Source organism: Myxococcus sp. MxC21-1, from assembly GCF_032612255.1.
GTDB lineage: Bacteria > Myxococcota > Myxococcia > Myxococcales > Myxococcaceae > Myxococcus > Myxococcus virescens.
The window spans coordinates 8,325,483-8,348,546 of sequence record NZ_CP123278.1 but is presented as its reverse complement, the minus strand read 5'-3'; the positions used below and the strand labels follow the sequence as shown (position 1 = coordinate 8,348,546).

The following is a 23,064-nucleotide window of genomic DNA, read 5'->3' as shown; positions in this document are numbered from 1 at the left end:
TGTGGATGAACTTCTACGACGAGCCATCCCCGTTCCTCTGGTGGGAGTCCAACCTGTGGTGGGTGCTCGCGCTGGCGATGTCCGCCGGGCTGGGCGTGTGGTACTGGCTGCTGTGGGGCCCACGTCAGCCTGGGGATGTTCTGACGGTGGCACCTGCACCTGTCATCGGCCGTCTCCGGCGGGTTTTGGATGCTGTGGCGTGGGCCGTGATGGCGACTGCCTTCATCGGCCCCATGGCGTTCGTCACGGCTGGGATGGTGGCGACCGACTCGCTCGTTCCTCACTGTGAGGTGATGGAGGGGCAGCCGTCGTTCTCGTACTTCATCCGGTGGCCTTGGTTTGGATTGGCCCTGGTGGCGCTCGTGGGCGGCATTGTCTATGCGCGCCGGGCTCAGTCGCCCAGGGATGCGCGGGACGTGCTCCTGGCCCGGCTCCCGCCAGACGTCTGCGAGGAAGTCTGAGCGGTGCTCTGGCGACCTGGGCCCTGCGCCGCCGGGAGGCGGTGACGCAGGCCCGCGCCGCGTATGACGCTCGCGAGGAGCCTCCTACGCCGCGCGAGCCGCGCTGAAGTCCGTGGCGGTGCGCCCCTCAGGGGCGCTGCTGGGCCAGCATCCAGGCGAACACCTTGGGCTCTTTGTAGACCCGGTCCCAGATGTAGTGATTGCCATCGTGGAAGAGGGTGAAGAGCACGGGCTTCACCGGCTCGGCGCCCGTGGTGTCGGTGTTCGTCTGTCCATCAATCCATTCCCACTGCCCGCTCCCGGGCCGGAAGAACGCCGTCGCTGTACGAGCCGGGGAGGGGTAGGTACCCATGACGCCACCGGTGCCGCCCATGGCGGTTCCCAGGTGCGTGAACCAGCCGGCGGTCGCGGTGTAGAAGATGTCGTTGTCGAGCAGTCCGTGTGAGCCCCAGATGGGGAGGTCCGCTTGGACCATCTTCAGGGCGTCCGCGGCGCTCGAACCGTAGCCTCCGTTGCAGATGGGGATGGCGGCGGCGAGCTTCGAGGGGAAGAGCGATGCGTAGTTGAACGTCCCCGCGCCGCCCATGCTGAGTCCCGTCAGGTAGACGCGCTTCCTGTCTGTCTTGAACGTCGCCAGGATGTGCTCGAAGAAGGGGTCCAGGTTGTATTGGGCTTCGTAAGCACTCCAGAATCCCGACGTGCTCGTCTGCGGAGAGACCAGGATGAAGGGATAGTCCTTCCCCTCCCGGTCGATGTACGCTTGAGGCCCGTGCGCACGAACCTTCTTGAGCTGGTTGACGCCTCCATCTCCCTGCTCGCCCATCCCGTGGAGGAAGAAGACGACGGGCCAGTTCGAGCCTTCTTCGTAACCGGGCGGCAGGTACACGACATAGCCGTAGCCGCCCGGCGTCGAGGGTGACTTGTAGACCTCCTGCGTGGTGCCACGGCCCGTGGGCGCGGGTGTCACCTGGACCTTCACTCTGTCGCTGGCGGTAGCGCCGTCGTCGTCCGTCACCGTCAGCTCGAACTCGTAGAGCCCCTGCACCAGCCCGGACGCCGTCGCGGAGAGCGTCGTGGCGCCCGTCAGGGTCGCGGTATTGGGACCGGACACCTGGGTCCACTGCCGCGTCACGACTGTTCCGTCGCTGTCCGTCGCGGTGCCCGTGAGGGGCGCGGCATTCGTGGGCAGCATCACCGTCTGGTCCGCTCCGGCGGAGACCGTGGGCGGAAGGTTGGCGGGCGGCTCGCCCGTCACGGGGGCGCCGTAGATGACGACTTCGTTCATGCCCGCATAGCGGGTCCTCGAAAGGTGGAGGTACCGCGTTCGCTGGGTGACGGGCACGACCCACCAGGCTTGCCACCGGGTCAGGGTGATGTTCGTCACGGGCGTCCAGGCACCCGGCTCGCCGGCCGCGAAGGACACGCTGCCGCTGTCGAAGGTGTCGAAGACGCCAATCTCCGTGATGTCATACATCGCGCCCAGGTCGATGATGAGACCCATGGGGTACGCGGAATCGTCGAAGATGACGTCACCCCAGGTCGTGACGGGCGCGGCGCCCGTTCCCGCGCGAGGGTCTCCAATGAGCGCCTGCTCATCGAAGAGGTTCTGGTACGGACCCGCGACGGGACGAACGCCGTCGGGCTGCACCATGGACGCGGTGAGGGTCAGCTTGCTACTCGTGAGGAGCGGCGCCGTCGCGGTGGTGTCGCCGGAAGGGTCCACGGCTTCGGGACTGCCACACCCGGCAATCATTGCGAGCGCGAAGACTGCCTTTTTGATGCGGTCATGAATATGCATGAAAAATCCAATGGCGGCTGTGAGTGGGAACCGTTGGCCGGAGCAATGGTAGTGTCAAAGCTGAAATCTTGGAATACTCGTATATATGTGTTTCTGGGGTGTGGGCCTGGCTCCGCACCTTGAGGGGGGCTCATCCCCGCAAGGCCAGAAGGCATGGCGGCACCATCACCCGCCCCATGCGGGCAAGGGGAGAGGTAGCCCCGGCGTGCGCTGGTGCTTGGCGAAGGCGCTCGCCAGTATTCCCAAGCGCATGCGAACGAACCTCGTGGGTGCCGCGCTTCTCTTGTGGGCTGGTTGTGATTCCGCTCCGTTGGCCCCTGGGCCCGATGACACGCCGTCCCTGCACCAGGTGACGCGTGTGGAGGCCGCCCGGGGCGTCGAGCTGGAGGTGCTCGACTATGGCGGCAAGGGCCCGGCGCTCGTGTTCCTCGCGGGCATGGGCAGCACGGCCCACATCTTCGACGAACTGGCGCTCGAGTTCCGGGACACGCACCACGTCTACGCGCTCACCCGCCGTGGCTACGGCGCCTCGGATTGGCCCGACACCGGCTATGACACCGCCACGCTGGCCACGGACGTCCTGGGGGCGCTGGACACGCTGGGGCTGTCGAAGGCGTCGTTCGCGGGCCACTCCCTGGCGGGGGACGAGCTGACGTGGCTGGCGCTCCACCACCCCGAGCGCGTGGAGGCACTCGTCTACCTGGACGCCACCGACAGTCGGGGCGAGATTGCCGCGTTCCTGGAGGGCGAGCCGTTGCCTCCGCTGCCGTTCTCCGTGCTCGACGGCCTTCCTTCACGGCAGGCGGTGGCGGAGCGGCTGGCGCGAGATTTGGGCGGAGGGCTTCCCGCGCACGAAGTCGAACAGGCGTATGTGTTTGACGCCGCGACAGGGGCCTACCTGCGCGAGCGCCGCCATCCTGGTGCCACGGAGCAGTCCGTCCGGGGCGCGGCCATCATGGACCTCGGGCGCGTGCAGGGGCCCGTGTTGTCCCTGTCGGATGGGCAGGGTTTCGCGGGTTGGGTAGAGGCCCTGGTGGCGGCCGAGTCGCTGCCGCTGGAGTTCCGGGAGAAAGCCCGCGACTTCCTGCCCGACATCCAGCAGCACGAGACGGACCTGGAGGACGCGCTGCGGCGTCATCCCGGCTGGAGACACCTGCAACTGGAAGGCGCGGGGCACTACATCTGGCTGACGAACCGGGCGGAGGTGGTGACGCGGATGCGCGACTTCTTCGCCGCCACCGCCGCGCCGTAGCACGCCCTCGCCAGCGTTGTCTGTCCGCGCCACATGCCCGGACAGACAGCCGCGGAGAACAGCTCAGCTCCGCTGCGCGTAGTACTCCACGATGAAGGGCTCGTTCACGTCCACGGGGATTTCCTCCCGCTCCGGCAGGCGCACGTAGCGCAGCCCTTCCCCCTCACCCAGTACCTGGACGTAGGCGGGCACGGACCGCGACTTCATCCGGCTGAAGGACTCCTGCACCACGGCGAGCTTCAGTTGCGCCGTGTGGAAGCGGACTTCGCTGCCAGGCTTGACGCGGAAGCTCGGGATGTCCGCCCGCTTGCCGTCCACATGAAGGTAGCCGTGGCGCACGAACTGCCGGGCCTGGCGGATGCTGGTCGCCAGACCAGCGCGAAGCACCAGCGAGTCCAACCGGCTCTCCAGCAGTTGCAGCAGCACCGTGCCGGTGTTGCCCGGCGCCCGGCTCGCTTCCTGGAAGGCCGCGCGGCACTGCTTCTCCATCAGGCCGTAGTACAGCTTCAGCTTCTGCTTCTCTCGCAGACGGCGCGCGAAGTCGCTCACGCTGGTGCGCGCGGTGGCACCGTGCTGGCCAGGGGGATAGGGCCGGCGTAGCACCGGGTCCTTGTCCGGGTCCTTCGCGGTGATGCGCGAAAGCGGAATCCCCAGCCGACGACACATCTTCCCCCGCGGTCCCAAGTCGCGTGCCACGTGTTCCTCCGACCATCTCCCGGTGTCTGAAGTGGAGATGAAGTTGATAATCAGTATCAATTTCAATATCTCCAGGTCGGGCCGGCGGTCAAGTCCGGAATTCGAAGTGGGGGACGCGGGCGTGGGCTGGACGGCGCTGCTCAGGTGCCGCGCGGCGCCGCCTCGCGTCGGAAGATGGCGCCTGCGAGCACCGCCACGGCGGTGACGCCGGCGTAGGCCACCAGTCCCGCGGCCACCATGGCGAACAACGCGGAGAGCCCCGCATCGAGCCGCGCGGCGACGAACCACCCAACGCCCGCGCTGATGACCAGGCGCGAGGTGCCCGCCAGGAAGGGCCACAGCACGTGGCCCGCGCCCTGTGCGGCGAACGCGAGTACGAAGCCCAGGCCCAGCAGTCCGTAGAACGGCGCCACGATTCGCAGGTAGTCCAGGCCCGGCGCCACGACGGCTGGCTCGCGGCTGAAGGCATGGAGCCAGACTTCGGGCGCCAGCGCCGCGGCCAGTCCAATGGCTCCCGCGGCCACGAAGCCCAGCCCGCCGCCCAACCAGGCGATGCGCCGGGCACGCTCGTGCTGTCCCGCACCCACGTTGGTGCCCACCAGCGTCAGCACGGCCGTGCCCAGACCAAAGAGAATCGGGATGATGAGGTAGTCCAGGCGCGACGCCATGCCATAGCCGGCCAGCGCCTCCACGCCGAACAGGCCCACGGCGGCGGTGATGACCATCACCATCAGGTTGGGCTGCAGCGAGCTCAACGCCGTCATCAGACCCACGCGCAGGATGTCGCGAAGCAGCCGCGGCTCCAGCGGCCCCTTCGTGAGGCGGACCGCGGCCCGTCCAGAGGCCATGTAGCGCAGCAGCCAGAGCGCCGCGCCCACGTAGAACAACGTCATCGCGAGCCCAGCGCCCGCCAGCCCCATCGCGGGCACCGGGCCGAAGCCGAAGATGACCCCTGGCGTCACGACGAGGAAGACAGCGGCGCCCACCAGGGTCACCAGCGCCGGGACGCGCACTTCGCCCGCGCCGCGCAGCGCCGCCGCGAGCAGGTTCACCAGCCAGAAGGGAATCGAGCCCGCGAACACGTAGTTCGAATACTGGAGCGCGGCGTCCAACGCGCCCTCCCGTCCACCCAGCGCTGTGTACAGCGCGGGGCCGGTCATCCAGGCGAGGATGCTGAAGACAAGGCCAATGGCCAACGCCAGCACCACGGCATGCCAGACCAGTGCATTCGCATCGTCCCGCCGGTTCGCGCCCAGGGCTCGGGCCACCGCGGAGGCCACGCCGCTGCCAATGCCTCCGTTGGACATCATCGTCATCAACATCACGACGGGAAAGACGAGGGAGACGCCCGCCAGCGCCTCCGTGCCCAGGAAGCTCGCGTACCAGTTCTCCGCCACGCCCACCAACGACTGGGCAATCAGGACCAGCGTGGTGGGCACGGCGAGTTGGAGCAGGGGCTTCAGCAGAGGGCCCCGCAGCATCGCGTCTTGAAGTGATGCGCGTCCGGGGAGCGCGGAAGGTGTGGACCCGGGCGCTGCATTCTGCACCGGGGTTGCGTCGCTGCTGGCTGCGTCACCCATGGGACGTCACCTCACGTGCGCAGCGCACCAAGATAGCCACCGGAGGACAAGCCTTGTTTGACCATGCGGCTCACGGCATCGGCGAGCACTTCCTCCTTGCCGGCTTCCAGCGCAGCCCGCGTGAGACTCACCACGTCTGTAGGATTCACTTTCGCGGCTGCCCCACGGGGTGGGGCGGGGCTCACGGTTGGATGGCCACCTTGAAGACGCCGTCACGGCGCTCGCCGAAGAGGGCGTAGGCCTCCTGGATGTCCGCGAGCTTGAAGCGATGGGTGATGAGCGGCGACAGGTCGACGCGCTTGTGGTGCACCAGGTCCATGAGGCGGCGCATGCGCTCCTTGCCTCCTGGGCACAGGGTGGTGACGATGCGGTAGTCCCCCAGACCGGCGGAGAACGCGTCGTAGGGCAACTGGAGCTTGCCCGAGTACACACCCAGGCTGGACAGCGTGCCCGCGGGCCGCAGGCAGCGCAGCGCGCTCTCGAAAGTCTGCTGGGTGCCCAGCGCCTCGATGGCCACGTCGGCGCCGCCGCCCGTGAGCCGTTTCACCTCGGCTACGACGTCCTGCTGACGGTGGTCGAGCACCACGTCCACGCCCATCCTCCGCGCCATCTTCATCCGCGCCTCATCGCCGTCCACGCCGACCACGAGCGAGGCGCCCATCAACCGCGCGCCAATGGAGGCGCACAGGCCGATGGGCCCCTGCGCGAAGACGACCACGGCATCGCCGATGCGCACGCCGCCTGCCTCCGCGCCGCTGAAGCCCGTGGAGGCGATGTCCGACAGGAGGACGACCTGCTCGTCGGTGAGCCCGTCTGGAATGGGCGCGAGGTTGGCCTGCGCGGAGGGAATGCGGATGTACTCGGCCTGGGCGCCATCCTGGGTATTGCCCATGCGCCAGCCTCCCAGGGCCTCCCAGCCCGCGCCGTGGCCGCACTGCGAGAGATGACCGGACAGGCAGGCCCTGCATTGTCCACACGGGGTGATTGCGCCCACGAGGACACGCTGCCCGGGGCGGTAGTCCGTCACGCCGGGACCAAGCTCCTCGATGACACCCACGGGCTCGTGACCGATGACGAGCCCCGGGCGCACCGGGTACTCACCACGGACGATGTGCAGGTCCGTGCCGCAGACAGTGGTCATCGTCATCCGGATGACCGCCTCGCCGGCTCCCGCGCGTGGACGCTCCACCTCTTCGATGCCGAAGCGGTTCACAGCCTGAAAGACATTGGCTCGCATGCTCCCTCCCAGTGGTTCGTGGGTGTCCACTCGGGAAGTCTCGGCACGGTGTCGGAGGGCGTCATCCGCGCGGGCGTGGAGACGCGGCGGTGGAGTTCATGCCGAGCGCATGCTCGGGCGCATGTGGCCGTAACGGCGGCTCGGGCCCGCGCGCTCCGGGCCCGGATGGATGTCATCACCTCGCACCGGCCGCATCGTCCTCGGTGAGTCGCGCCCGCTTCACGCGGGGCTGAGGACCTCGTGCGCGAGCGCCGGTGCGCAGCGTCCGCGCAGTCAGGCGTCTGCTTCAGGGGGCGGTACCATGAACGTCTCACCGGACACGGAGCATCCACGGCAAGCCGAGCATCCGGAGGTGGCCGCCGCGCCTCGGCTGCTCTGGTTCAGCGAGCTGTCCCGCGAGGACGTCGCGCTGGCGGGGGGCAAGGGCGCGAACCTGGGCGAGATGACGCGCGCGGGGCTGCCTGTTCCGCCGGGCTTCGTCATCACCGCCGCCGCCTTCCAGGAGGCCATGGCGCCGGTACGTGCCCAGCTGAGCCGCCTCTGGGCGCAGGTGGACCCGGATGACCCTTCGTCGCTGACCCAGGTCACGCAGCAGCTCCGTGAGCACGTGCGGAGCGCGCCCGTCCCAGAGCGGCTGCGCGCCGCCATCCTGGAGGCGTATCAGCAGCTGGGCGCGGACCGGGCCGTGGCGGTGCGTTCCTCGGCGACCTCGGAGGACTCGGCGACCACGTCCTTCGCGGGCATGCACGAATCCTTCACCCACGTGTTGGGCGAGGACGCATTGATGGACGCGCTCCGGGCATGTTGGGCTTCGGCCTACGGCGAGCGTGTGGTGGCCTACCGCAAAGCGGAAGGGCTCACCGAGGAGCCCGCCATCGCCGTGGTGGTTCAGGCCATGGTGGATGCGGCTCGCGCGGGCGTCATGTTCACCGCGGACCCGTCTTCGGGAGACACCGGCCGCATCGTCATCGAGGCGGCCTGGGGGCTGGGAGAGGTCGTGGTGGGCGGGCAGGTGGAGCCGGATACGTACAGTGTCTCCAAGAAGGAGCCTCGCGTGCGCGAGGTCCGGGTGGGCGACAAGAATGTCCGCCTGGTGCGCGATGCCGAAGGACATACGCTGCGCGAGACCCTGAGTCCGGACCAGGCCCACGAGCGCGTGCTGAGCGACGTGGCGGTGCTGGAGCTGGCGCGGTTGGGAATGCGGGTGGAGCAGCACTACGGCGCGCCGCAAGACATCGAGTGGGCGGAGGAGCGCGGACGGTTGTTCCTGGTGCAGACGCGTCCGATTACCACGTTGGGAAAGCCCGCCGCGCCACCGTCGGAGGAAGGCCACGCGGGCAAGGCGCTGGTGCGGGGAATGGGTGCGTCGCCCGGTGTGGCGGCCGGCCGCGTGCGGGTGCTGGCGTCACCGGCGGAGGGACGGGAGCTCCAGCCGGGCGAGGTGCTAGTGGCGGAGATGACGTCGCCGGACTGGGTCCCCACCATGCGGCGGGCCGCCGCCATTGTCACGGACCGGGGCGGCATGACGTGTCACGCCGCCATCGTCAGCCGGGAGCTGCGCAAACCCTGCGTGGTGGGCACACGCACCGCCACACGCACGCTGCGAGACGGCGAGCCGGTGACGGTGGATGGCTCGACGGGAGAAGTCCGGGAGGGACAGGAGGCGCCACGTCCACGGGCGGTGGAGGCCACGGCCACCGCATCCACGGTGGCAACGGCCCCGGTGCTGGCCACGCGCCTCTACGTCAACCTGGCCCTGCCCGCGCAGGCTCGCGAGGCCGCGGCGCTTCCGGTGGAGGGTGTGGGCCTGCTGCGCGCCGAGTTCATGCTCACGGAGGCCCTGGGGGGTGTGCATCCGCGCAAACTGATTGCGGAGGGCCGGAGTGGTGAGTTCGTGGAGCGCATGGCGGGGGCACTGCTCCAGACGACGCGGGCCTTCCATCCGCGCCCCGTGGTGTACCGGACGACGGACTTCCGGACGAACGAGTTCCGCGGACTGGAAGGCGGCGCTGAGTTCGAGCCCGAGGAGTCCAACCCGATGATTGGCTTCCGGGGCGCCTACCGATACTTGCGCGAGCCCGACGTGTTCAACCTGGAGCTGCAAGTGCTCGCGCGGGTCCGCGAGCAGACGCCCAATCTCCAGGTGATGCTGCCCTTCGTGCGCACGCTCTGGGAGCTGGAGGCATGTCTGGAGCTCATCGCCCGCAGCCCGCTGGGACGGCAGCGGGGCTTGAAGAAGTGGGTGATGGCGGAGGTGCCTTCCATCGTCTACCGCCTCCACGATTATGCGAAGTGTGGGATTGATGGCGTATCCATCGGCTCGAATGATTTGACGCAGCTCATGCTGGGCGTGGACCGGGACTCCGAGTCGTGCGCCGAGCTGTTCGACGAAGCGGACGCCGCGGTGCTGGCCGCCATTGGCGACATCATTCGCGGGTGCGAGGAAGCGGGCCTGACGTCCTCGCTGTGTGGGCAGGCGCCGTCGAACCGGCCGGACTTCGCGGAGCACCTGGTGCGCGCGGGGATTACGTCCATCTCCGTGGACCCGGCGGCGGTGCTCGCGACGCAGCGGGTGATTGCGGCCGCGGAGCAGCGGCTGCTGCTGGCCGCCTCGAAGCGGGCGACGCTCCAGGGCTGCTAGGTCCGGCCAGGGTGGGGCACTCCGTGCCGGAGGTGGTGCTTGTTCCAGAGCAGGTAGGGGAGCAGTGCCAGCGTGCGCAGCACCAGATAGACCGCCAGGAAGGGCGTCAGCCGCAAGTCCTGGTAGCTGGCCGTCGCGACGGCCAGCGCGATGGAGGGATTGCCGAAGACCGCCGCGAGCGCGAGCGCGGTCCTGTCTTCAGGCCGGGGCCCTCCCGCGACCTGGCCCAGTAGCGCGGAGCCCAGGGTCATCACCAGCATGCCCAGCACCATCCAGCCGTCCACGTCGCGCAGCCTCGGGCCGCTGATGAACAGCAGGAGCAGGATGGCGACGACGAACACGGCCTTGAAGAGCCACAGCATGGGATGCAGCAGTCGCCTGGCCAGCATTGGCCGCCAGGCGCGCAGTGCCCAGCCCGCCGCGAGCGGCACGAGGAAGGGCAGCATGACCCGCTCGAGGAGCTGGACGGTGGTGGGGGCCTTGAACACGGCCGGGAAGAAGTCGCTGAGCAACCGGAGTGAGAGCGGCAGGCACACGATGGCCGCCAGCGACAGGGTGAGGGACAGCGCCACCGTGAGGCTCAAGTCGCCGCGCTGCCGGTAGGCCGCGACCGCGACGCTGGGCACGCCAGGGCTGACGGCCATCAACAGCAGGATGCCGGCGGCGATGGGGGGCAGGGGCAGGAGGTTCACCACGAGCAGGGCGAGCAGCGGGACTCCCAACAGGATGAGGGGAAGACCTCGCGCGTAGGCAGGCAGCCGCATGGCGTGCTTCACGGCGCTCACGTCGACGGCGAGCCCGAGGACGAACCCCATGAGCACGACGAGGTGCCGGACCGCGAACTCGACTCCGTCCCGCACGCTCAGCGCGGCGGTCACCTCGGCGTCCATGGATGGAGGATGCGCACGGAGCGCCTCGTCGGGCACGTTGGGGCGGCCAGCCGTGCGCGCGTTCCTCGAAGCGGTCGCGGAGTCAAGAGGCCGGGCCTCACCCCTGGGAGGGATGGCCGCCAAGGCCCCCGCGCCTTGAAATCACCTTCGCGCCCGGACGCCTCGCATGCCGGGCAAGGGGACGTGCCATGGACGCGAACCATCTGCTGGAGTTGGTCAAACGCTATCAGGACAACAAGGCGTTCATCTCCAACGAGGAGACCGCGAAGATCGCGCTGGTCGTCCCGTTCATCCGGAGCCTCGGCTACGACCCGAGCGTTCCTCGGGAGGTCCGCCTGGAATACACAGCGGACTTCGTCCAGGGGGACGGCAAGAAGCTGCCGGACCGCATGGACTTCGCCATCTTCGACCAGACGGGCACCAAGCCGCTCATCGTCATCGAAACCAAGCCCTTGGGCACCGACCTCAAGTCCCGCGCGCAGCAACTGGCGCGCTACCTGGCGCAGTTGCCGGAGCTCCACTTCGGCATCATCACCGACGGGTGCCACTACCTCTTCTTCGGGGACCTGGAGAACCCCAACGTCATGGACCCGGAGCCCTTCTTCACGTTCTCCCTGGAGGACACGAAGTCGGACTGGGTGAAGGTGGCCAAGTTCCTGTCCAAGTTCAGCCGTGAATCCTTCAACGCGACGACGCTGATTACGGACGCGGAGAACAGCCGCTACCGGCAGGGGATGATCGACAAGCTCGCGTCCGCCCTGAAAGCGCCCGGTGAGCACGAAGCCTTCCTCAAGTGGCTCACGGAGGACATCTACAAGGGAAAGCGGACCACCGCGGTGATGGAGCGGCTCGCGGACGTCGCGAAGGAAGCCATCGAGCCGACGCTGCTGCGGGTCATGGGCGACGACTTCCTGAACAAGCTCAAGGAGCGCATCCAGCGGCTCAACGAGGGCGCGGAGCCCGCGGTGGCGCAGGAGGGCGCCAATGGGGTGAAGCCGGATTCGGCCAGGCCCTTCGAGGCGGATGGCCGTGCCGCGCCCGATGAGAAGGGCCGCGCCGCCGCGGAGACCACCGAGACGGAGTTGGAGTTCTTCGGCGTGGTGCGGGACATCTGCGTCAAGAACGGCGCCGCCGCCGAGGACATCCTCTACCGGGACACGGCGTCCTACTTCAACGTGTCCTTCAAACGACCCACGAAGTGGTTCGCCCGGTTCTTCAGCAATGGCAAGCGCAAGAGCATCGTCACCTGGGTGCCGGTGGACGAGGCCCGCGCCATTGCCGCGGGCTTCGAGGTGGAGGCGGCGCCCGCGGGTTTGGGCACCAGCCGCGTCTTCATCGAATCGGTGCCCCAGGTCTGGGCGCTGAAGGCGCTGGTGACCCGGAGCCTGGAAGTGTCCAAGACGGTGCGTGACGAGTCACCGTCTTCAGACGCAGTCACACACGAGGACGGGAAGCCCGCCCTCAAGGTCATCACGGGTTGACGCTCCGCCGCGGTGCTCACGCCGCCGCGCGAAGCGACGTGAGACCCACGGCCTTGAGCGCCAGCACGCCCGCCACGGCGAAGGCCTGCCCGGCGAGCAGCGCGGTCCCCAGGGGCGTGAGCTCCTGGGCGTGCATGACGACGAGCAGCACACTGCCCACCACCCATGCGGCGTCCACCAGGACATGCACCAGGGCTGCTCCCAGGACGGGCTGCTTGAACCCGACCCAGAGGTTGAAGGCCGACCACGGCAGCAGGAAGAGGCCCACGCTGAACAGGAAGGTGGACGGCAGGGTCCAGCCCGCGAGCTGGGTGAGGGTGGGAGCAAGGAGCAACAAGGCCGCGCCCATGAGGAGTGAGGCGGCGGCGTCGAAGCGGTAGACGAAGCGGGGATTGCGAAGCAGTTGGGGCATCATCTGGGCTCTCCGGGTGGCTGGGAACGGGAGCACAGTGTTCCTGGCAGGGAATGTTCTCAATTACCTCGAAGGTCATCGTCCCGCGTCACGGCCTGGGGCAGTCTGGGCTCGGAAAGGGACACGGCGATGATTGGACCCCTGCTCAAGGAATGGAGAACGCTGCGCGGCAAGAGCCAGCTGGCCCTGTCGCTGGAGGCGCAGGTATCGGCGCGTCACCTGTCATTCCTGGAGTCGGGCCGCTCCGGGGCCAGCCAGGAACTGGTGCTGCGGCTGGCGGAGGCCCTGGGGCTGGGGCTGAGGGACCGCAACGCCCTGCTGGTGGCGGCGGGGTTCGCGCCTCAGTTCGGCGAGCGCGGCTGGCACAGCGCGGAGCTGGCGGAGGTCCGGCGGGCCGCGGGGCTCATCCTCGCGTCGCATGAGCCGTATCCCGCCATCGTGGTGGATTCGTCCTCGACGGTGCTCGAGGCCAATGCGGGCGCGCTCGCGATGATGGGGCAGCCGCGTGAGGCGCTCGGACAGGTCAACCTGATGGACCTCGTCTTCGTGCCCGGGCCCGTGCGCTCGGCCATTGGCAACTGGGAGGAGATTGCCGGGTATCTGCTCCACCGGCTGCGGGAGGGCGCTCGCATGCGGGGCCCCCGCTCACCCGTGGCATCGGTCCTGGCCCGTGTCCTGGCTCAGCCAGGTGTCGAGGCGTTGACCGCGCTGCGGCCCGCCAACGCCGGCTCGGTGCTGGTGCCCTTGACCTTCACCCGCGATGGCGCGACGACGCACTGGTACACCACGCTCACCAGCTTCGGCGCCCCCCAGGATGCCCTGGTGGAGGAAATCACCATCGAGCAGTTCCACCCGATGTGATGGATTATTCCCCGCGGGCCGCGTCGTTGCGTCGGGCTCGGTCCATGTCCACCTGAAGGAGAGCGCCGGGTACGGCGGCCATCCAGTCAGGGAGTCAGGCATGTTCGGAGATACGAAGGCGTTCAGCGGCTTCTCAGTGCGCGACGTGGCGGCGGCCCGGAAGTTCTACGGCGAGACGCTGGGCCTGAAGACGTCCGAGTCGGACGGCATGTTGACGCTGCACATCGCGGGCGGCAGGGACATCCTCGTCTATCCCAAGGACAACCACACCCCGGCGTCGTTCACGATTCTCAACTTCCCCGTGGAGGACATCGACAAGGCGGTGGACGCGCTGTCCCAACGCGGCGTGCGTTTCGAGCGTTACGACGGCTTCGACGCGGATGCGAAGGGCATCGTCCGTGGTGACGCGGGGCCGCCCATTGCCTGGTTCAAGGACCCTTCAGGCAACGTGCTGGCCGTCTTGCAGGGCCCGGCCTGAGCAGTGTGCTGTCCTGGGGACTCTGGGGCGAGCAATCGAGGAAGGACTGCGAAAGCCACCCTACGGAGCCGATGTGATATGGAAGCGTGACGCGGGCCCGTCATGGGAGGACGAAGTCGCGTGGCTTCAGCGGCTCGGGCTGCGGTTCGCCCAGCGCCTCCATCAGGTTCATCTCCACGCTGCGCGCCATCGCCAGCAAGGAGAGGTCGTTGGGCTCCGTGCCGAAGGGCTCCTCCAATTCGTCGCTCAGCCGGTCGAGCCCGAAGAAGGTGTAGGCAATCATCGCCGCGAGCCAGGGCGTGAACCAGCCCAGCGCCTCCGCGAGACCAAAGGGCAGCAGCAGGCAGAACAGGTAGGCGGTGCGGTGCAGCAGCACCGTGTACGTGAAGGGCAGGGGCGTGAAGCGGATGCGCTCACACGCGGAGAGCACGTTCATCAAGCCATGGACGTGCGTCCGCAGCTCGCTCCAGGTGATGTCGGTGAGATGCTTCTCCCGGAGGAGCGAGGCCAGCTCCCGGTCGTGCTCCCGAAGCAGGGCGTTGGGGCGGTTCTGGCTGGCCAGTACGCGCGCGGCCTCCGGCTCCGGCAGCAGGCGGCTGATGTCCTCCCGGGCGTCATGCCCGCGCAGGTGCGCGGCCATCGCGTGGGCGAAGGCGATGTTCCGCCTCACCAGCCTGCGCATCGCCTGCTGCGCTCCGCTGCCGTCGTCTCCCAGGAGCGCGATGGCCTCATGGGAGAATGAACGCAGTTCAATGATGAGCGCGCCCCAGTGCTTCCGGGCTTCCCACCACCGGTCGTAGCAGGCGTTGTTCCGGAAGCCGAGGAAGATGGAGAGCGCGATGCCCAGCAGGGACAGCGGCGCCGGTGAGGAGATCTGCAGATCCAGATAGCCTTGCCGGTACGCCCAGACGACGAGCGCGGAGAGCGCCGCGATGCCCAGGACGTGGGGCAGGACGCGCGGGAGGATGGTCCCGCGCACGACGAAGAGGAGCCGAAGCGAGCTGAGGCGAGGACGGACAATCACGGGCAGGGACCTTCCTGCGCCAAATGCCTCCGGGTCGCAAGCGCTCCTCTTGGGGGCCTGTTCAGGCGATTAGGGGGAGCGGGGCCCGCTGGTAAGCGTGTGCCACGCTCCGTCGTGAATCCGCCCGATGGTGTGGTCCGCGAACGATCAGACGCCGCCGCAGGCACCTCGCAGGACGGTGAACTGCGACGGCGCTTCTTTCGGGAGTTCCAGGGGCGCAGCGTCTGCCCGGACGCATGGTCGATGCCAGCCACATGCGCGACGTAGAGCGTCTCCTGGTGCGCCGCGATGCCCCAGGAGTCACGCGCTCGGTCGAGCGGCGTATTGAAGTGGGCGGCGTATCCATCGGAGGCCACCGCGATGAAGTCCTCGCGGCTGTTGCCGGCGAGGTCTTCGATGGTGACGGCTTCCTCGTGCGGAGGCCCCGGCCCTGTCCTGACGGGCCGAGGCGGAACCGCTGCGTTGCGGGGCGCCGAACGTATCGCCCGAGGTGGACTCAGGGGCCCGTGAGAACCGCGGGCCCGCCTGAGTCAGGGACGCACTTCGGTTCTGCGGTGAATCCCCATGTCCGTTCTCGGCGTGGTGGTGGTCGTGGTGGTTCCAATGCTCTTCTTCCACGGGAAGGTGAGCGCCAGCGCGACGCCCGACAGACCCACGATGGAGTAGATGAGGCGACTGAGCGCGCTCATCGCCGTCCGGGTCTCGCCGCCGAAAAGCGCGTTCACGAGGTTCCAATTGAAGAAGCCAATCAGGCCCCAGTTGATGGCGCCGATGATGGCCAGGACGGCCGTCACCTTGGCGAGCACTCCTCTGGTTCGATCCGCGTCCGCTCGTTCCATGGCTCGTATCCTTGGCTAGGTGTGTTCCACCCGTGCAGGTGGGTGATGCCTCCCGGATAAGGTGTTGCCCGGACGCGTCCTGGCTACTCCTCTGGCACCGATTGTCCGGCTCGGTACTTCGACCGCCATGCGGCTCAGCGGGAGTGGGTATCCGCCAGTCGCTCGGGAATGCGCGCGACGAGGAGGTCGATGGCCGCGCGCACCTTCGAGGTCACGTGCTTGCTCTGGGGCCACACCGCGTAGATTTCGTTGCCATAGGGGCGCTGCGTTTCCAGTACTTCGACGAGCCTGCCGCTGCTCAGGTGCTCGGCGATGAGCCAGCGAGGAAGCCACGCCAGCCCGGCCCCCTGCACCGCGGCGTCCATGATGGTCTCCACGTCGTCGAAGCGCAGGCGCGCCTGGACGGCGATGCGCTGCTCGCCGCCCTGTCCGTCCGGGAATCGCCAGGGCTTGTTGACGCCGTTGCGGCCGTAGACGACCGCGTCGTGCTCGCCCAGGTCTTCCAGTGTCTTCGGGCGGCCGTGGCGCTTCAGGTAGCCGGGCGCGGCGCAGACGGACATCGTCTGGACGCCCAGCCGGCGCGCCGTCAGTCCCGCGTGGTCCGCCAGCGGCGCGACGCGGAGGGCCAGGTCGTAGCCTTCCTCGACGAGGTCGACCATCCGGTCGCTGAAGGCGATTTCCAGCTCCAGTCCCGGATGCTGGAGGACCAGCTCGCGCAGCAGCGGCGCGGCGCAGTGCCGGCCGAACATCACGGGCGCGCTGACGCGCAGGCGGCCCGTGGGCGCGCGCCGTCCGGAGTCCAGCGCCGTCTCCGCCGCCTCGAGCTCCGCCAATGCGCGCACGCAGCGCTCGTAGAAGGCCTGGCCGTCCTCGGTGAGGCTCTGCCGACGCGTGGTGCGCTGGAACAGCCGGGTCTCCAGACGCTCCTCCAGCCGCGCGATGCTCTTCCCCACGGCCGAGCGTGAGAGCCCCATGCGCTCCGCGGCGAGCGCGAAGCTCCCTGCCTCCACGGCCTGGACGAAGGCGAAGACGCCCCCAAGGCGGTCCCTCATGACGCTGCTCCCATTGGTGCCTGCGCGTCTCCAGTGACTCGACAAAGTGTCGCCACTGACGACGCTGCCTCGTCCGTATAGCTCCCGCATCACTTTCATGCAGGACGCGGAGCGGACGATGGGCGCAACGATGAAGCGTTGGCAGGCGAAGCAGGCGGGACGAGCGCACCTGGAACTGGCGGAGGTGGCGATTCCCTCTCCGGGTGCTGGTGAGGTGTTGATTCGCGTGTCGGCGGTCTCCCTCAACTACCGCGAGAAGCTGATGCTCGACGGAGGTGGCTCCCTGACGGCGCACCAGCCCTTCACGCCGGCTTCGGACATGGCGGGCGTGGTGGTCGCGGCGGGCGCGGGCGTGCAGCGCTTCAAGGAAGGGGCGCGCGTCATCGCCAACTTCCAGACGGATTGGGTGGACGGGCCCGTGCCGCGTGGGACGGTGCGCAGCCTGGGCGGAAACGCGCCGGGCGTGCTGGCCGAGTACGTCGTCATGCCGGAGCAGTGGCTGGTGGCGTCTCCCGAAACACTCGATGACGTGCAGGCGAGCACGTTGCCGTGCGCCGGCCTCACCGCGTGGACGTCCCTGGTGGAGCTGGGCGGGCTGCGTCCGGGGCACACGGTGGTGACGCAGGGCACGGGCGGTGTGTCCCTGTTCGCGGTACAGCTTGCCGCCGCCATGGGCGCTGAGGTCATCGTGCTCTCGGGGGACGAGGACAAGCTGGCCCGCGTGAAGGCCCTGGGCGCCGCGCACGGCATCCATCGTCGCCACACTCCGGAGTGGCATACGGCGGTGCTCGAGCTGACGCGAGGCGCGGGGGCCGACCACATCCTGGAGTTGGTGGGTGGGGAGAACCTGGGCCGGTCGGTGAGGGCGCTCGCGTCGGATGGGCGCGTCTCGCTCATCGGCGTGTTCGAGGGCTTCGAGAGCCGCTTCCCGGTGCAGCCCTTGTTCCTGAGCTCCGGCGTCATCCAGGGCATCTTCGTCGGACACCGGCGCGGGCTGGAGAACCTGGTGCGCGCGGTGGACCGGCTGGCTTTGAAGCCCGTGGTCGACACTGTCTATTCACTCGATGCGCTGCCCACGGCGCTCGAACACCTGGACCGCGGACCGTTTGGCAAACTGGTCATCACGGCTTGACCTGGACCCGCGGCGAATCGTGCGCCCCGACGCGACCGGGGGGCCCCGGTGGTGGTGCTCCAGGACGAAAGACAGACGTGTGCGAGGGTGAAAGACCACGCCATGCGTTGGTGGAAGACATAACGATGGGCTCAGGCGGCGCTGCGAGGGTTTGAAGCGTCAGCGGGCCTGGAGTGGCGCAGGCGCCCGGGCGTACTGTCCCGGGCGGCATGCGCACACTCCATGGACTCAGTTACTCGCCCTGGACGGAGAAGACCCGTTGGGCGTTGGACCACCACCGTGTCGCCTATCGCTACCGCGAACACCTGCCGCTCATCGGCGAGCCGCTGCTGCGCTGGCGTACGCCGCGTGGCGTGCGGCCCGCCGTGCCCTTGCTCATCGACGAGGGCGAGGCCTTTCCCGGCTCGTTCGTCATCGCGCGGCGCGCGGAGGAGCTGGGGCAGGGGAGCCACTCTTTCCCGCCGCGGACCTCCCGGTGATTCAGCGTTGGGAGGACGACAGCGAGCAGGTGCTCTCCGCGGCGCGCGCCAAGGTGGTAGCGGCGTTGCTGGAGAGTCGTCAGGCCCAGGTGGAGAGCCTTCCCGCCTTCCTGCCCGCGGGGCTCCGGTCGGTCCTGGCACCGTCCGCGAGGCTGGGCGCGCGCTTCGTGGCCCGCAAGCACCAGACACCCGTGGACATCGCCGCCGCCGTCCATGAGAAGGTCATCCCCACGCTGGAGCGCCTGCGTGAAGCCCTGGGCGGACGGGACTACCTGCTGTCGCGCTTCAGCTACGCGGACATCACGGCCGCGCTGATGCTCCAGTTCGTGAGGGCGGTGGATGACGGCTACCTTCCCCTGGGGCCGGGGACGCGAGCGGTGTGGAGCGACGCGGCGCTCGCCTCCCGCTTCCCGGACCTGCTCGAGTGGCGGGACGGCCTCTATGCGAAGCACCGCCGCCCCTGAACCAGGCGCGCGTGGACCTGCCAGACAGCACCCTGAAAAGCGAAACGGCGCCAGCCTCGTGAGAGGTGGCGCCGTGGAGCCGAAGCCCGGAGGCTCAGCCCGGCTGGCAGACCTGCCGGAGGATGTCGAGCGACTCCAGCGCCTTGCCCGCGCCAATCACGACGGCGGAGAGCGGGTCCTCGGCGAGGAACACGGGCAGGCCCGTCTCCTCGCGCAGCAGCGTGTCCAGGTTCTTCAGCAGCGCGCCGCCACCGGCCAGGACGATGCCGCGGTCGGCGATGTCGCCGGCGAGCTCGGGCGGGGTGCGCTCCAGCGTGAGCTTCACCGCCTCGACGATGCCGTTGACGGGCTCCGCCAGCGCGTCACGCACTTCGTCGCTGGACACCGTCAGCGTGCGCGGCACGCCGGCCACCAGGTCGCGACCCTTGATCTCCATGGTCATGACCTCGTCCGTCGGGTACGCGGTGCCGATGCCCATCTTGATGAGCTCCGCCGTGCGCTCTCCGATGAGCAGGTTGTACTTGCGCTTGACGTACTGGATGATGGCCTCGTCCAGCTTGTCGCCGCCGATGCGCACGCTCTTGGCGAACACGATGCCGGCGAGGCTGATGACCGCGACGTCGGACGTGCCACCGCCGATGTCCACTATCATGTTGCCGCTGGGCTCCGTCACCGGAAGGCCCGCGCCAATGGCCGCCGCCATGGGCTGCTCGATGAGGTAGACCTCGCGGGCGCCCGCGTTGGCCGCCGCCTCGCGCACCGCGCGGCGCTCCACCTCGGTGATGCCGGAGGGGATGCCGATGATGATGCGCGGATTGACGAGCGTCTTGCGGTTGTGCGCGCTCTGGATGAAGTAGCGCAGCATCGCGGCCGTGATTTCGAAGTCCGCGATGACGCCGTCCTTCATCGGACGGATGGCCACGATGTTGCCCGGGGTGCGCCCGAGCATTTCCTTGGCTTCCTTGCCCACCGCGAGGACCTTCTTGCCCCCGCGCGCGTCCTGCTGGACGGCCACCACCGAGGGCTCGTTGGAGACGATGCCCTGGCCGCGGATGTAGATGAGCGTGTTCGCCGTGCCGAGGTCGATGGCGAGGTCACGCGAGAAGAGGGTGTGAAGCCAGTCAAACATACGGGGGCGGGAACTTTCGGGGGGTCGGCGGAATTTCCCCGTCATCGCGGGGGCAGGCGCGGGCCAAGGTACTACGCGACGCAGCACGGAGGAAGAAAAGCCGGTAGCGGCGTTCACATCCGCCTGGGGGCAGTCGGCCAGCGGACGCAGGCGCGGCGCTTCCAGCGCTCAGGGGATGGGGGTGGGCTCGGCCTGCGCCGACTCGTAGCGCGCCGCCACCAGCCCCGCCTCCAGCGGCTTCTCCTCGGGGAGCGCCGTGGGCGGCAGCGTCCCCTGGGCCTCGGCGTCGCGGTACTCCGGCGTCTGGCGCAGGGCCTCGCTGGTGACGTGGAGCAGCGTGTCACGCACGGGCTCGAACAGCAGGGCGGTAAGGTACCAGGCCGGGGCGTAATCCAAGCGGATGAGGCCGTGTACGCTCCACCTGTGCGGCGCGTAGTCCCACGGGCAGCGGCCGAGCAGGCGCTTGAGCAACCAGCCCGTGCCGTACTCCGCGCCGAAGATGAGCCCCGTGTAGACCAGGGCCCGCAGCGGCCGGGGCAGGGGCTTGAGCCGGGCGGAGACCTCTTCCAGCGCCAGCGCCGTGCCTCCGTAGATGGGGTGCATCCACAGGTAGGTGCGCGCCGTGGCGTTCCGGTCCTTCTTCAGCGCGGCCCCCGTGCCGGTGAACATCACCTCGAGCACCCAGCCCACGCACCCATAGACGAGGAATCTTGAAAGCACTTCGGAAAGCTAAGGCTGCCCCGCAGAAGGGGCACTCCCGCCCCCTGGGGTCGGTGCTGGCCGCCTGCCTCGGCTGTGCCATGGCGGACGGTGTGCCTGTCCCCAGGGGGACTCCAACTCGGACGACACGGGCCCACACGCCCAGGAGCCCGCCCAGGGCGGGCGGGCCCCCGACAGCGCCGGCTCAGCCCGGGATGCCGGCCGACCAGCGCTGCGTGAGGTACAGCTCGGCGAGCTGGGCCGCGTTGAGGTCCTGCGCCTCGCCCACGTAGGTGCGCTCGGTGGACAGGCCGACCTCGCCGCCGCCCACGCCCGCGTTGATGCCCACGCCAAAGTCGCCGGTGACCTTGTGCTTGTCCTGGACGGTGGCCTTGATTTCGACCTTGTCCTTGAGCTGGTCCAGCGCCTGGCCCACGTCGCCCCGGGCGATGCTGCCGAAGGCGCCGCTGGTGGCGATGTCGTTGATGTTGCCGCTGATTTCCGCCTTCACCTCGCGGCCCGTCGCGCCGCCCAGGCCCAGCGCGGACGCGTTGGCCTGACGCGAGTCGGTCAGCGTCAGCTTGGCCTCATGGGTGTCACGCACGCTGGCGCCAATCTCGCGAGCGGTGCCCTTCGGGTCCTTGATGAAGTCGGTCGGGTTGAAGCCCTCGGGCAGCTCCACGCTCTGCTCCAGCTCCACCCCGAGCGAACCGGACACCCCCGCGGACGCGTTGGTGGGCAGCGACACGGAGTCCCCGCCACCGGTGGGGATGCCCACGCCCGCGGACGCGCTGGCGTTGGCGTTGATTTCGAGGCTCTGCTTGAGGGTCAGCTTCTGGGGCTTGCCGCCCTCCATCTCGATGCGAGCCGTGGTGCTCTGGTTGATGCCGGCACTCGCGCCGGCGCCCGCGCTGATGGCCTCCGGCAGGCCCTTCATGCCCAGCTCGGCGTTGACGCTGGCCTCGGCGCCCAGCTTGAACTCCACGGCGCTCATGTTCTTCGTCAGGCCCGCCAGGTCCGACAGCGGATCCCCAAGGACGTGATTCACGCCGGCGCCCAGCACGGGGTTGCTCGCGGTGGCGCCCGCGGTGGCGGTGGAGGCCGCGATGATGCGGGTGGCGTTCTTGGCCTCCTCGGCCGTGTCGAACTTGAACTCCACCGTGGCCCCGGCGGTGCCGAAGGCCTCCGCGCCCACGTCCGCCGCGCCCTTGGCGCCCAGCTTGGCCGCGACGCCCGCGCCCACCTCGCCGGTGACGGACACCGTGTAGCCGCCGCCCTCTTCCTCACTGCGGCTGACGCCCAGGGTGCCCTTCACCTTGCCGGCCACCGTGGCGCCGTTGGCCTCGGCGTAGAGGCTGATGGAGGTGCTCTCACCCGGCTTGAGCTGGTCCACCTGCCGGTTGAGGTTGACCGCGTCGCCAATGGCCCGGGCGGTGTCCACCGGGTCCCGCACCACGTCCGCGGTGCCCTGGAGCGCCCCGCCGATGATGTCGTTGGTGATGCCCTGCAGGGTTGAGCGTGGGCGCGTCCTGGATGGCCCGGCCCGCCACGTCCAGGCCGTCCGCGGCGATGTCGGTCGCCTTGTCGAGCACCGGGCCCGCCCGCTCCGCCGCATCCTTGAGGACATTGCCCAGGCCATTCGCGGTGACGGCGGCCGCGGTGCCCGTGGCGCTCAGCGTGCGCTGGGTCGCGGTGCGGCCCGCCTCGAACACGTCACCGGCGGCGTTGCGCACGTTGCCCGCCGCGTCCTGCACCCGGTCCTTGGTTCCTTCGACGATGTTCTGCGTGACGTTGGCCACGCCGCCCACGGCGTCACCGGCCTTGTCCTTGGCACCCTCGACGACGTTCTGCGTCGCGTTGGCCACGCCGCCCACGACGTTCTTGGTGGCGTTGGCCACGCCGCCCACGGCGTCACCGGCCTTGTCCTTGGCGCCCTCGAAGACGTCCCGGGTCCGCTCCTGGGCCACGTTGGAGATCTTCTCCTTGGCCTCCTGCGCCTTGGCCGCCGCCTGCTCCGCGGCTTCCGCGGCCTTGCGCGCCGCCGCCTCCGCCGCGCGCCGGGCCGCCTCCGCAGCACGCTTCGCCGCGGCCTCGGCGGCCCGCTTCGCCGCGTCCGCCGCTCCGCCAATCAGTTTTCCGATTCCCATGGGGGCTTCCTTCTCCAGGCTGTCACGGCCGTGGGTCGTCTCGCGGGGGCGGGACGCAGCGCGTGCGCGCTTCAGGGGTGTGGTGCCGGCTGGGGCCTTGTGGCGGGCCAGCCGAAGCCCTCAGCAGTGTCGAGTCTTGAAAGCAGGCATGGACGACTCCTGCCCTTTAGAAAGAGCGGGTACGCTGTGAGGGCTGCGGGGATTCTCAGGAAATGAGGCGGAAGAGTTTCGTCGGCGCGGCAGAAACCTGGCCGCCGAGCGCTGGATTGGCGTTTTCCCGCCGCGGGGGAGCGCTTTACTGGGTGGCACCCG

At 69.0% G+C, this 23,064-nt stretch carries 23 protein-coding genes; 9 read left to right on the top strand and 14 right to left on the bottom strand.

Features of this window, described 5'->3' with window-relative positions; genetic code table 11:
* The first annotated feature begins 5 nt into the window (after positions 1 to 5).
* Positions 6 to 461, top strand: coding sequence for a hypothetical protein (locus QEG98_RS37440; RefSeq protein WP_316564730.1), 456 nt, complete (start codon positions 6 to 8; stop codon positions 459 to 461).
* A 127-nt stretch (positions 462 to 588) separates the two neighbouring features.
* Here QEG98_RS37440 and QEG98_RS37435 read toward each other — a convergent pair whose 3' ends face one another.
* Positions 589 to 2,259 carry a PKD domain-containing protein gene (locus QEG98_RS37435; protein WP_316564729.1) on the bottom strand — a complete coding sequence of 557 codons (1,671 nt, stop codon included), beginning with the start codon at positions 2,257 to 2,259 and terminating at the stop codon, positions 589 to 591.
* Positions 2,260 to 2,509: 250 nt separating this feature from the next.
* Between QEG98_RS37435 and QEG98_RS37430 the strand changes: the two genes are divergently transcribed.
* Positions 2,510 to 3,511: an alpha/beta hydrolase gene (locus QEG98_RS37430; RefSeq protein WP_316564728.1), complete on the top strand. Its 1,002-nt coding sequence runs from the start codon at positions 2,510 to 2,512 to the stop codon at positions 3,509 to 3,511.
* A gap of 63 nt (positions 3,512 to 3,574) precedes the next feature.
* On the opposite strand, the gene rpsD is transcribed toward QEG98_RS37430, so the two are convergent.
* From rpsD to QEG98_RS37410, 4 genes are all read right to left on the bottom strand, one after another.
* Positions 3,575 to 4,207, bottom strand: coding sequence for a 30S ribosomal protein S4 (gene rpsD, locus QEG98_RS37425; protein WP_090488749.1), 633 nt, complete (start codon positions 4,205 to 4,207; stop codon positions 3,575 to 3,577).
* 140 nt (positions 4,208 to 4,347) lie between these two features.
* Positions 4,348 to 5,688 carry an MATE family efflux transporter gene (locus QEG98_RS37420; RefSeq protein ID WP_316564727.1) on the bottom strand — a complete coding sequence of 447 codons (1,341 nt, stop codon included), beginning with the start codon at positions 5,686 to 5,688 and terminating at the stop codon, positions 4,348 to 4,350.
* A 110-nt stretch (positions 5,689 to 5,798) separates the two neighbouring features.
* Positions 5,799 to 5,921 (bottom strand): short-chain dehydrogenase, encoded by a 123-nt coding sequence (locus tag QEG98_RS37415; protein WP_316564726.1) that lies wholly within the window; start codon positions 5,919 to 5,921, stop codon positions 5,799 to 5,801.
* A gap of 47 nt (positions 5,922 to 5,968) precedes the next feature.
* Positions 5,969 to 7,024, bottom strand: coding sequence for an NAD(P)-dependent alcohol dehydrogenase (locus tag QEG98_RS37410; RefSeq protein WP_316564725.1), 1,056 nt, complete (start codon positions 7,022 to 7,024; stop codon positions 5,969 to 5,971).
* 301 nt (positions 7,025 to 7,325) lie between these two features.
* On the opposite strand from QEG98_RS37410, the gene ppsA reads away from it, so the two are divergent.
* A complete protein-coding gene (gene ppsA / locus QEG98_RS37405) occupies positions 7,326 to 9,665 on the top strand; it encodes a phosphoenolpyruvate synthase (RefSeq protein WP_316564724.1) in 2,340 nt (779 codons plus the stop codon).
* Here the strand turns inward: ppsA and QEG98_RS37400 are convergent.
* A complete protein-coding gene (locus tag QEG98_RS37400) occupies positions 9,662 to 10,555 on the bottom strand; it encodes a symporter (RefSeq protein WP_316564723.1) in 894 nt (297 codons plus the stop codon). The two genes, ppsA and QEG98_RS37400, sit on opposite strands and share 4 nt — an antisense overlap.
* 188 nt (positions 10,556 to 10,743) lie before the next feature.
* On the opposite strand from QEG98_RS37400, the gene QEG98_RS37395 reads away from it, so the two are divergent.
* Positions 10,744 to 12,036 (top strand): type I restriction enzyme HsdR N-terminal domain-containing protein, encoded by a 1,293-nt coding sequence (locus QEG98_RS37395; RefSeq protein WP_316564722.1) that lies wholly within the window; start codon positions 10,744 to 10,746, stop codon positions 12,034 to 12,036.
* A gap of 16 nt (positions 12,037 to 12,052) precedes the next feature.
* On the opposite strand, the gene QEG98_RS37390 is transcribed toward QEG98_RS37395, so the two are convergent.
* Positions 12,053 to 12,451, bottom strand: coding sequence for a hypothetical protein (locus tag QEG98_RS37390; RefSeq protein ID WP_316564721.1), 399 nt, complete (start codon positions 12,449 to 12,451; stop codon positions 12,053 to 12,055).
* Positions 12,452 to 12,577: 126 nt separating this feature from the next.
* Between QEG98_RS37390 and QEG98_RS37385 the strand changes: the two genes are divergently transcribed.
* On the top strand, positions 12,578 to 13,309 hold the full coding sequence (locus QEG98_RS37385) for a helix-turn-helix domain-containing protein (RefSeq protein ID WP_090487849.1): 732 nt from the start codon (positions 12,578 to 12,580) through the stop codon (positions 13,307 to 13,309).
* Between the two features lie 100 nt (positions 13,310 to 13,409).
* Positions 13,410 to 13,787 (top strand): VOC family protein, encoded by a 378-nt coding sequence (locus QEG98_RS37380; protein ID WP_316564720.1) that lies wholly within the window; start codon positions 13,410 to 13,412, stop codon positions 13,785 to 13,787.
* Between the two features lie 100 nt (positions 13,788 to 13,887).
* Here the strand turns inward: QEG98_RS37380 and QEG98_RS37375 are convergent, their stop codons facing one another.
* From QEG98_RS37375 to QEG98_RS37365, 3 genes are all read right to left on the bottom strand, one after another.
* Positions 13,888 to 14,811, bottom strand: coding sequence for a bestrophin family protein (locus QEG98_RS37375; RefSeq protein ID WP_090487853.1), 924 nt, complete (start codon positions 14,809 to 14,811; stop codon positions 13,888 to 13,890).
* A 530-nt stretch (positions 14,812 to 15,341) separates the two neighbouring features.
* Entirely contained in the window at positions 15,342 to 15,605 is a 264-nt protein-coding gene (locus QEG98_RS37370) for a DUF378 domain-containing protein (RefSeq protein ID WP_316564719.1), read from the bottom strand.
* Positions 15,606 to 15,784: 179 nt separating this feature from the next.
* Positions 15,785 to 16,702, bottom strand: coding sequence for a LysR family transcriptional regulator (locus QEG98_RS37365; RefSeq protein WP_316564718.1), 918 nt, complete (start codon positions 16,700 to 16,702; stop codon positions 15,785 to 15,787).
* Between the two features lie 97 nt (positions 16,703 to 16,799).
* Here QEG98_RS37365 and QEG98_RS37360 point away from each other — a divergent pair, with 97 nt between their 5' ends.
* From QEG98_RS37360 to QEG98_RS37350, 3 genes are all read left to right on the top strand, one after another.
* Positions 16,800 to 17,834: an NAD(P)-dependent alcohol dehydrogenase gene (locus tag QEG98_RS37360; protein ID WP_316564717.1), complete on the top strand. Its 1,035-nt coding sequence runs from the start codon at positions 16,800 to 16,802 to the stop codon at positions 17,832 to 17,834.
* Between the two features lie 209 nt (positions 17,835 to 18,043).
* Positions 18,044 to 18,313 (top strand): glutathione S-transferase N-terminal domain-containing protein, encoded by a 270-nt coding sequence (locus QEG98_RS37355; RefSeq protein ID WP_316564716.1) that lies wholly within the window; start codon positions 18,044 to 18,046, stop codon positions 18,311 to 18,313.
* Entirely contained in the window at positions 18,310 to 18,777 is a 468-nt protein-coding gene (locus tag QEG98_RS37350; protein ID WP_316564715.1) for a glutathione S-transferase C-terminal domain-containing protein, read from the top strand. The genes QEG98_RS37355 and QEG98_RS37350 overlap by 4 nt, the downstream gene beginning before the upstream one ends.
* A gap of 94 nt (positions 18,778 to 18,871) precedes the next feature.
* On the opposite strand, the gene QEG98_RS37345 is transcribed toward QEG98_RS37350, so the two are convergent.
* The 4 genes from QEG98_RS37345 to QEG98_RS42495 form a co-directional block, all read right to left on the bottom strand.
* Positions 18,872 to 19,906 carry a rod shape-determining protein gene (locus QEG98_RS37345; protein WP_011556714.1) on the bottom strand — a complete coding sequence of 345 codons (1,035 nt, stop codon included), beginning with the start codon at positions 19,904 to 19,906 and terminating at the stop codon, positions 18,872 to 18,874.
* A gap of 168 nt (positions 19,907 to 20,074) precedes the next feature.
* Positions 20,075 to 20,596 carry a putative ABC transporter permease gene (locus QEG98_RS37340; RefSeq protein ID WP_410477896.1) on the bottom strand — a complete coding sequence of 174 codons (522 nt, stop codon included), beginning with the start codon at positions 20,594 to 20,596 and terminating at the stop codon, positions 20,075 to 20,077.
* Between the two features lie 214 nt (positions 20,597 to 20,810).
* Positions 20,811 to 22,061 (bottom strand): hypothetical protein, encoded by a 1,251-nt coding sequence (locus QEG98_RS42500; RefSeq protein WP_410477895.1) that lies wholly within the window; start codon positions 22,059 to 22,061, stop codon positions 20,811 to 20,813.
* The gene (locus QEG98_RS42495) at positions 21,976 to 22,752 is read right to left on the bottom strand and encodes a hypothetical protein (protein WP_410477894.1); all 777 of its coding nucleotides are present in this window, start codon (positions 22,750 to 22,752) and stop codon (positions 21,976 to 21,978) included. The genes QEG98_RS42500 and QEG98_RS42495 overlap by 86 nt, the downstream gene beginning before the upstream one ends.
* Positions 22,753 to 23,064 lie beyond the last annotated feature (312 nt).

What these genes read in the sequence shown, in the direction of transcription:
- QEG98_RS37420 (WP_316564727.1), bottom strand. Translation starts at nt 5,688, where the DNA reads ATGCTGCGGGGCCCTCTGCTGAAGCCCCTGCTCCAACTCGCCGTGCCC.
- QEG98_RS37390 (WP_316564721.1), bottom strand. Translation starts at nt 12,451, where the DNA reads ATGATGCCCCAACTGCTTCGCAATCCCCGCTTCGTCTACCGCTTCGAC.
- QEG98_RS37380 (WP_316564720.1), top strand. Translation starts at nt 13,410, where the DNA reads ATGTTCGGAGATACGAAGGCGTTCAGCGGCTTCTCAGTGCGCGACGTG.
- QEG98_RS42495 (WP_410477894.1), bottom strand. Translation starts at nt 22,752, where the DNA reads ATGGGAATCGGAAAACTGATTGGCGGAGCGGCGGACGCGGCGAAGCGG.
- QEG98_RS37435 (WP_316564729.1), bottom strand. Translation starts at nt 2,259, where the DNA reads ATGCATATTCATGACCGCATCAAAAAGGCAGTCTTCGCGCTCGCAATG.
- QEG98_RS37385 (WP_090487849.1), top strand. Translation starts at nt 12,578, where the DNA reads ATGATTGGACCCCTGCTCAAGGAATGGAGAACGCTGCGCGGCAAGAGC.
- ppsA (WP_316564724.1), top strand. Translation starts at nt 7,326, where the DNA reads ATGAACGTCTCACCGGACACGGAGCATCCACGGCAAGCCGAGCATCCG.
- QEG98_RS37410 (WP_316564725.1), bottom strand. Translation starts at nt 7,024, where the DNA reads ATGCGAGCCAATGTCTTTCAGGCTGTGAACCGCTTCGGCATCGAAGAG.
- QEG98_RS37400 (WP_316564723.1), bottom strand. Translation starts at nt 10,555, where the DNA reads ATGGACGCCGAGGTGACCGCCGCGCTGAGCGTGCGGGACGGAGTCGAG.
- QEG98_RS37430 (WP_316564728.1), top strand. Translation starts at nt 2,510, where the DNA reads ATGCGAACGAACCTCGTGGGTGCCGCGCTTCTCTTGTGGGCTGGTTGT.
- QEG98_RS37365 (WP_316564718.1), bottom strand. Translation starts at nt 16,702, where the DNA reads ATGAGGGACCGCCTTGGGGGCGTCTTCGCCTTCGTCCAGGCCGTGGAG.
- QEG98_RS37360 (WP_316564717.1), top strand. Translation starts at nt 16,800, where the DNA reads ATGCAGGACGCGGAGCGGACGATGGGCGCAACGATGAAGCGTTGGCAG.
- QEG98_RS37440 (WP_316564730.1), top strand. Translation starts at nt 6, where the DNA reads ATGAACTTCTACGACGAGCCATCCCCGTTCCTCTGGTGGGAGTCCAAC.
- QEG98_RS37355 (WP_316564716.1), top strand. Translation starts at nt 18,044, where the DNA reads ATGCGCACACTCCATGGACTCAGTTACTCGCCCTGGACGGAGAAGACC.
- QEG98_RS37395 (WP_316564722.1), top strand. Translation starts at nt 10,744, where the DNA reads ATGGACGCGAACCATCTGCTGGAGTTGGTCAAACGCTATCAGGACAAC.
- QEG98_RS37345 (WP_011556714.1), bottom strand. Translation starts at nt 19,906, where the DNA reads ATGTTTGACTGGCTTCACACCCTCTTCTCGCGTGACCTCGCCATCGAC.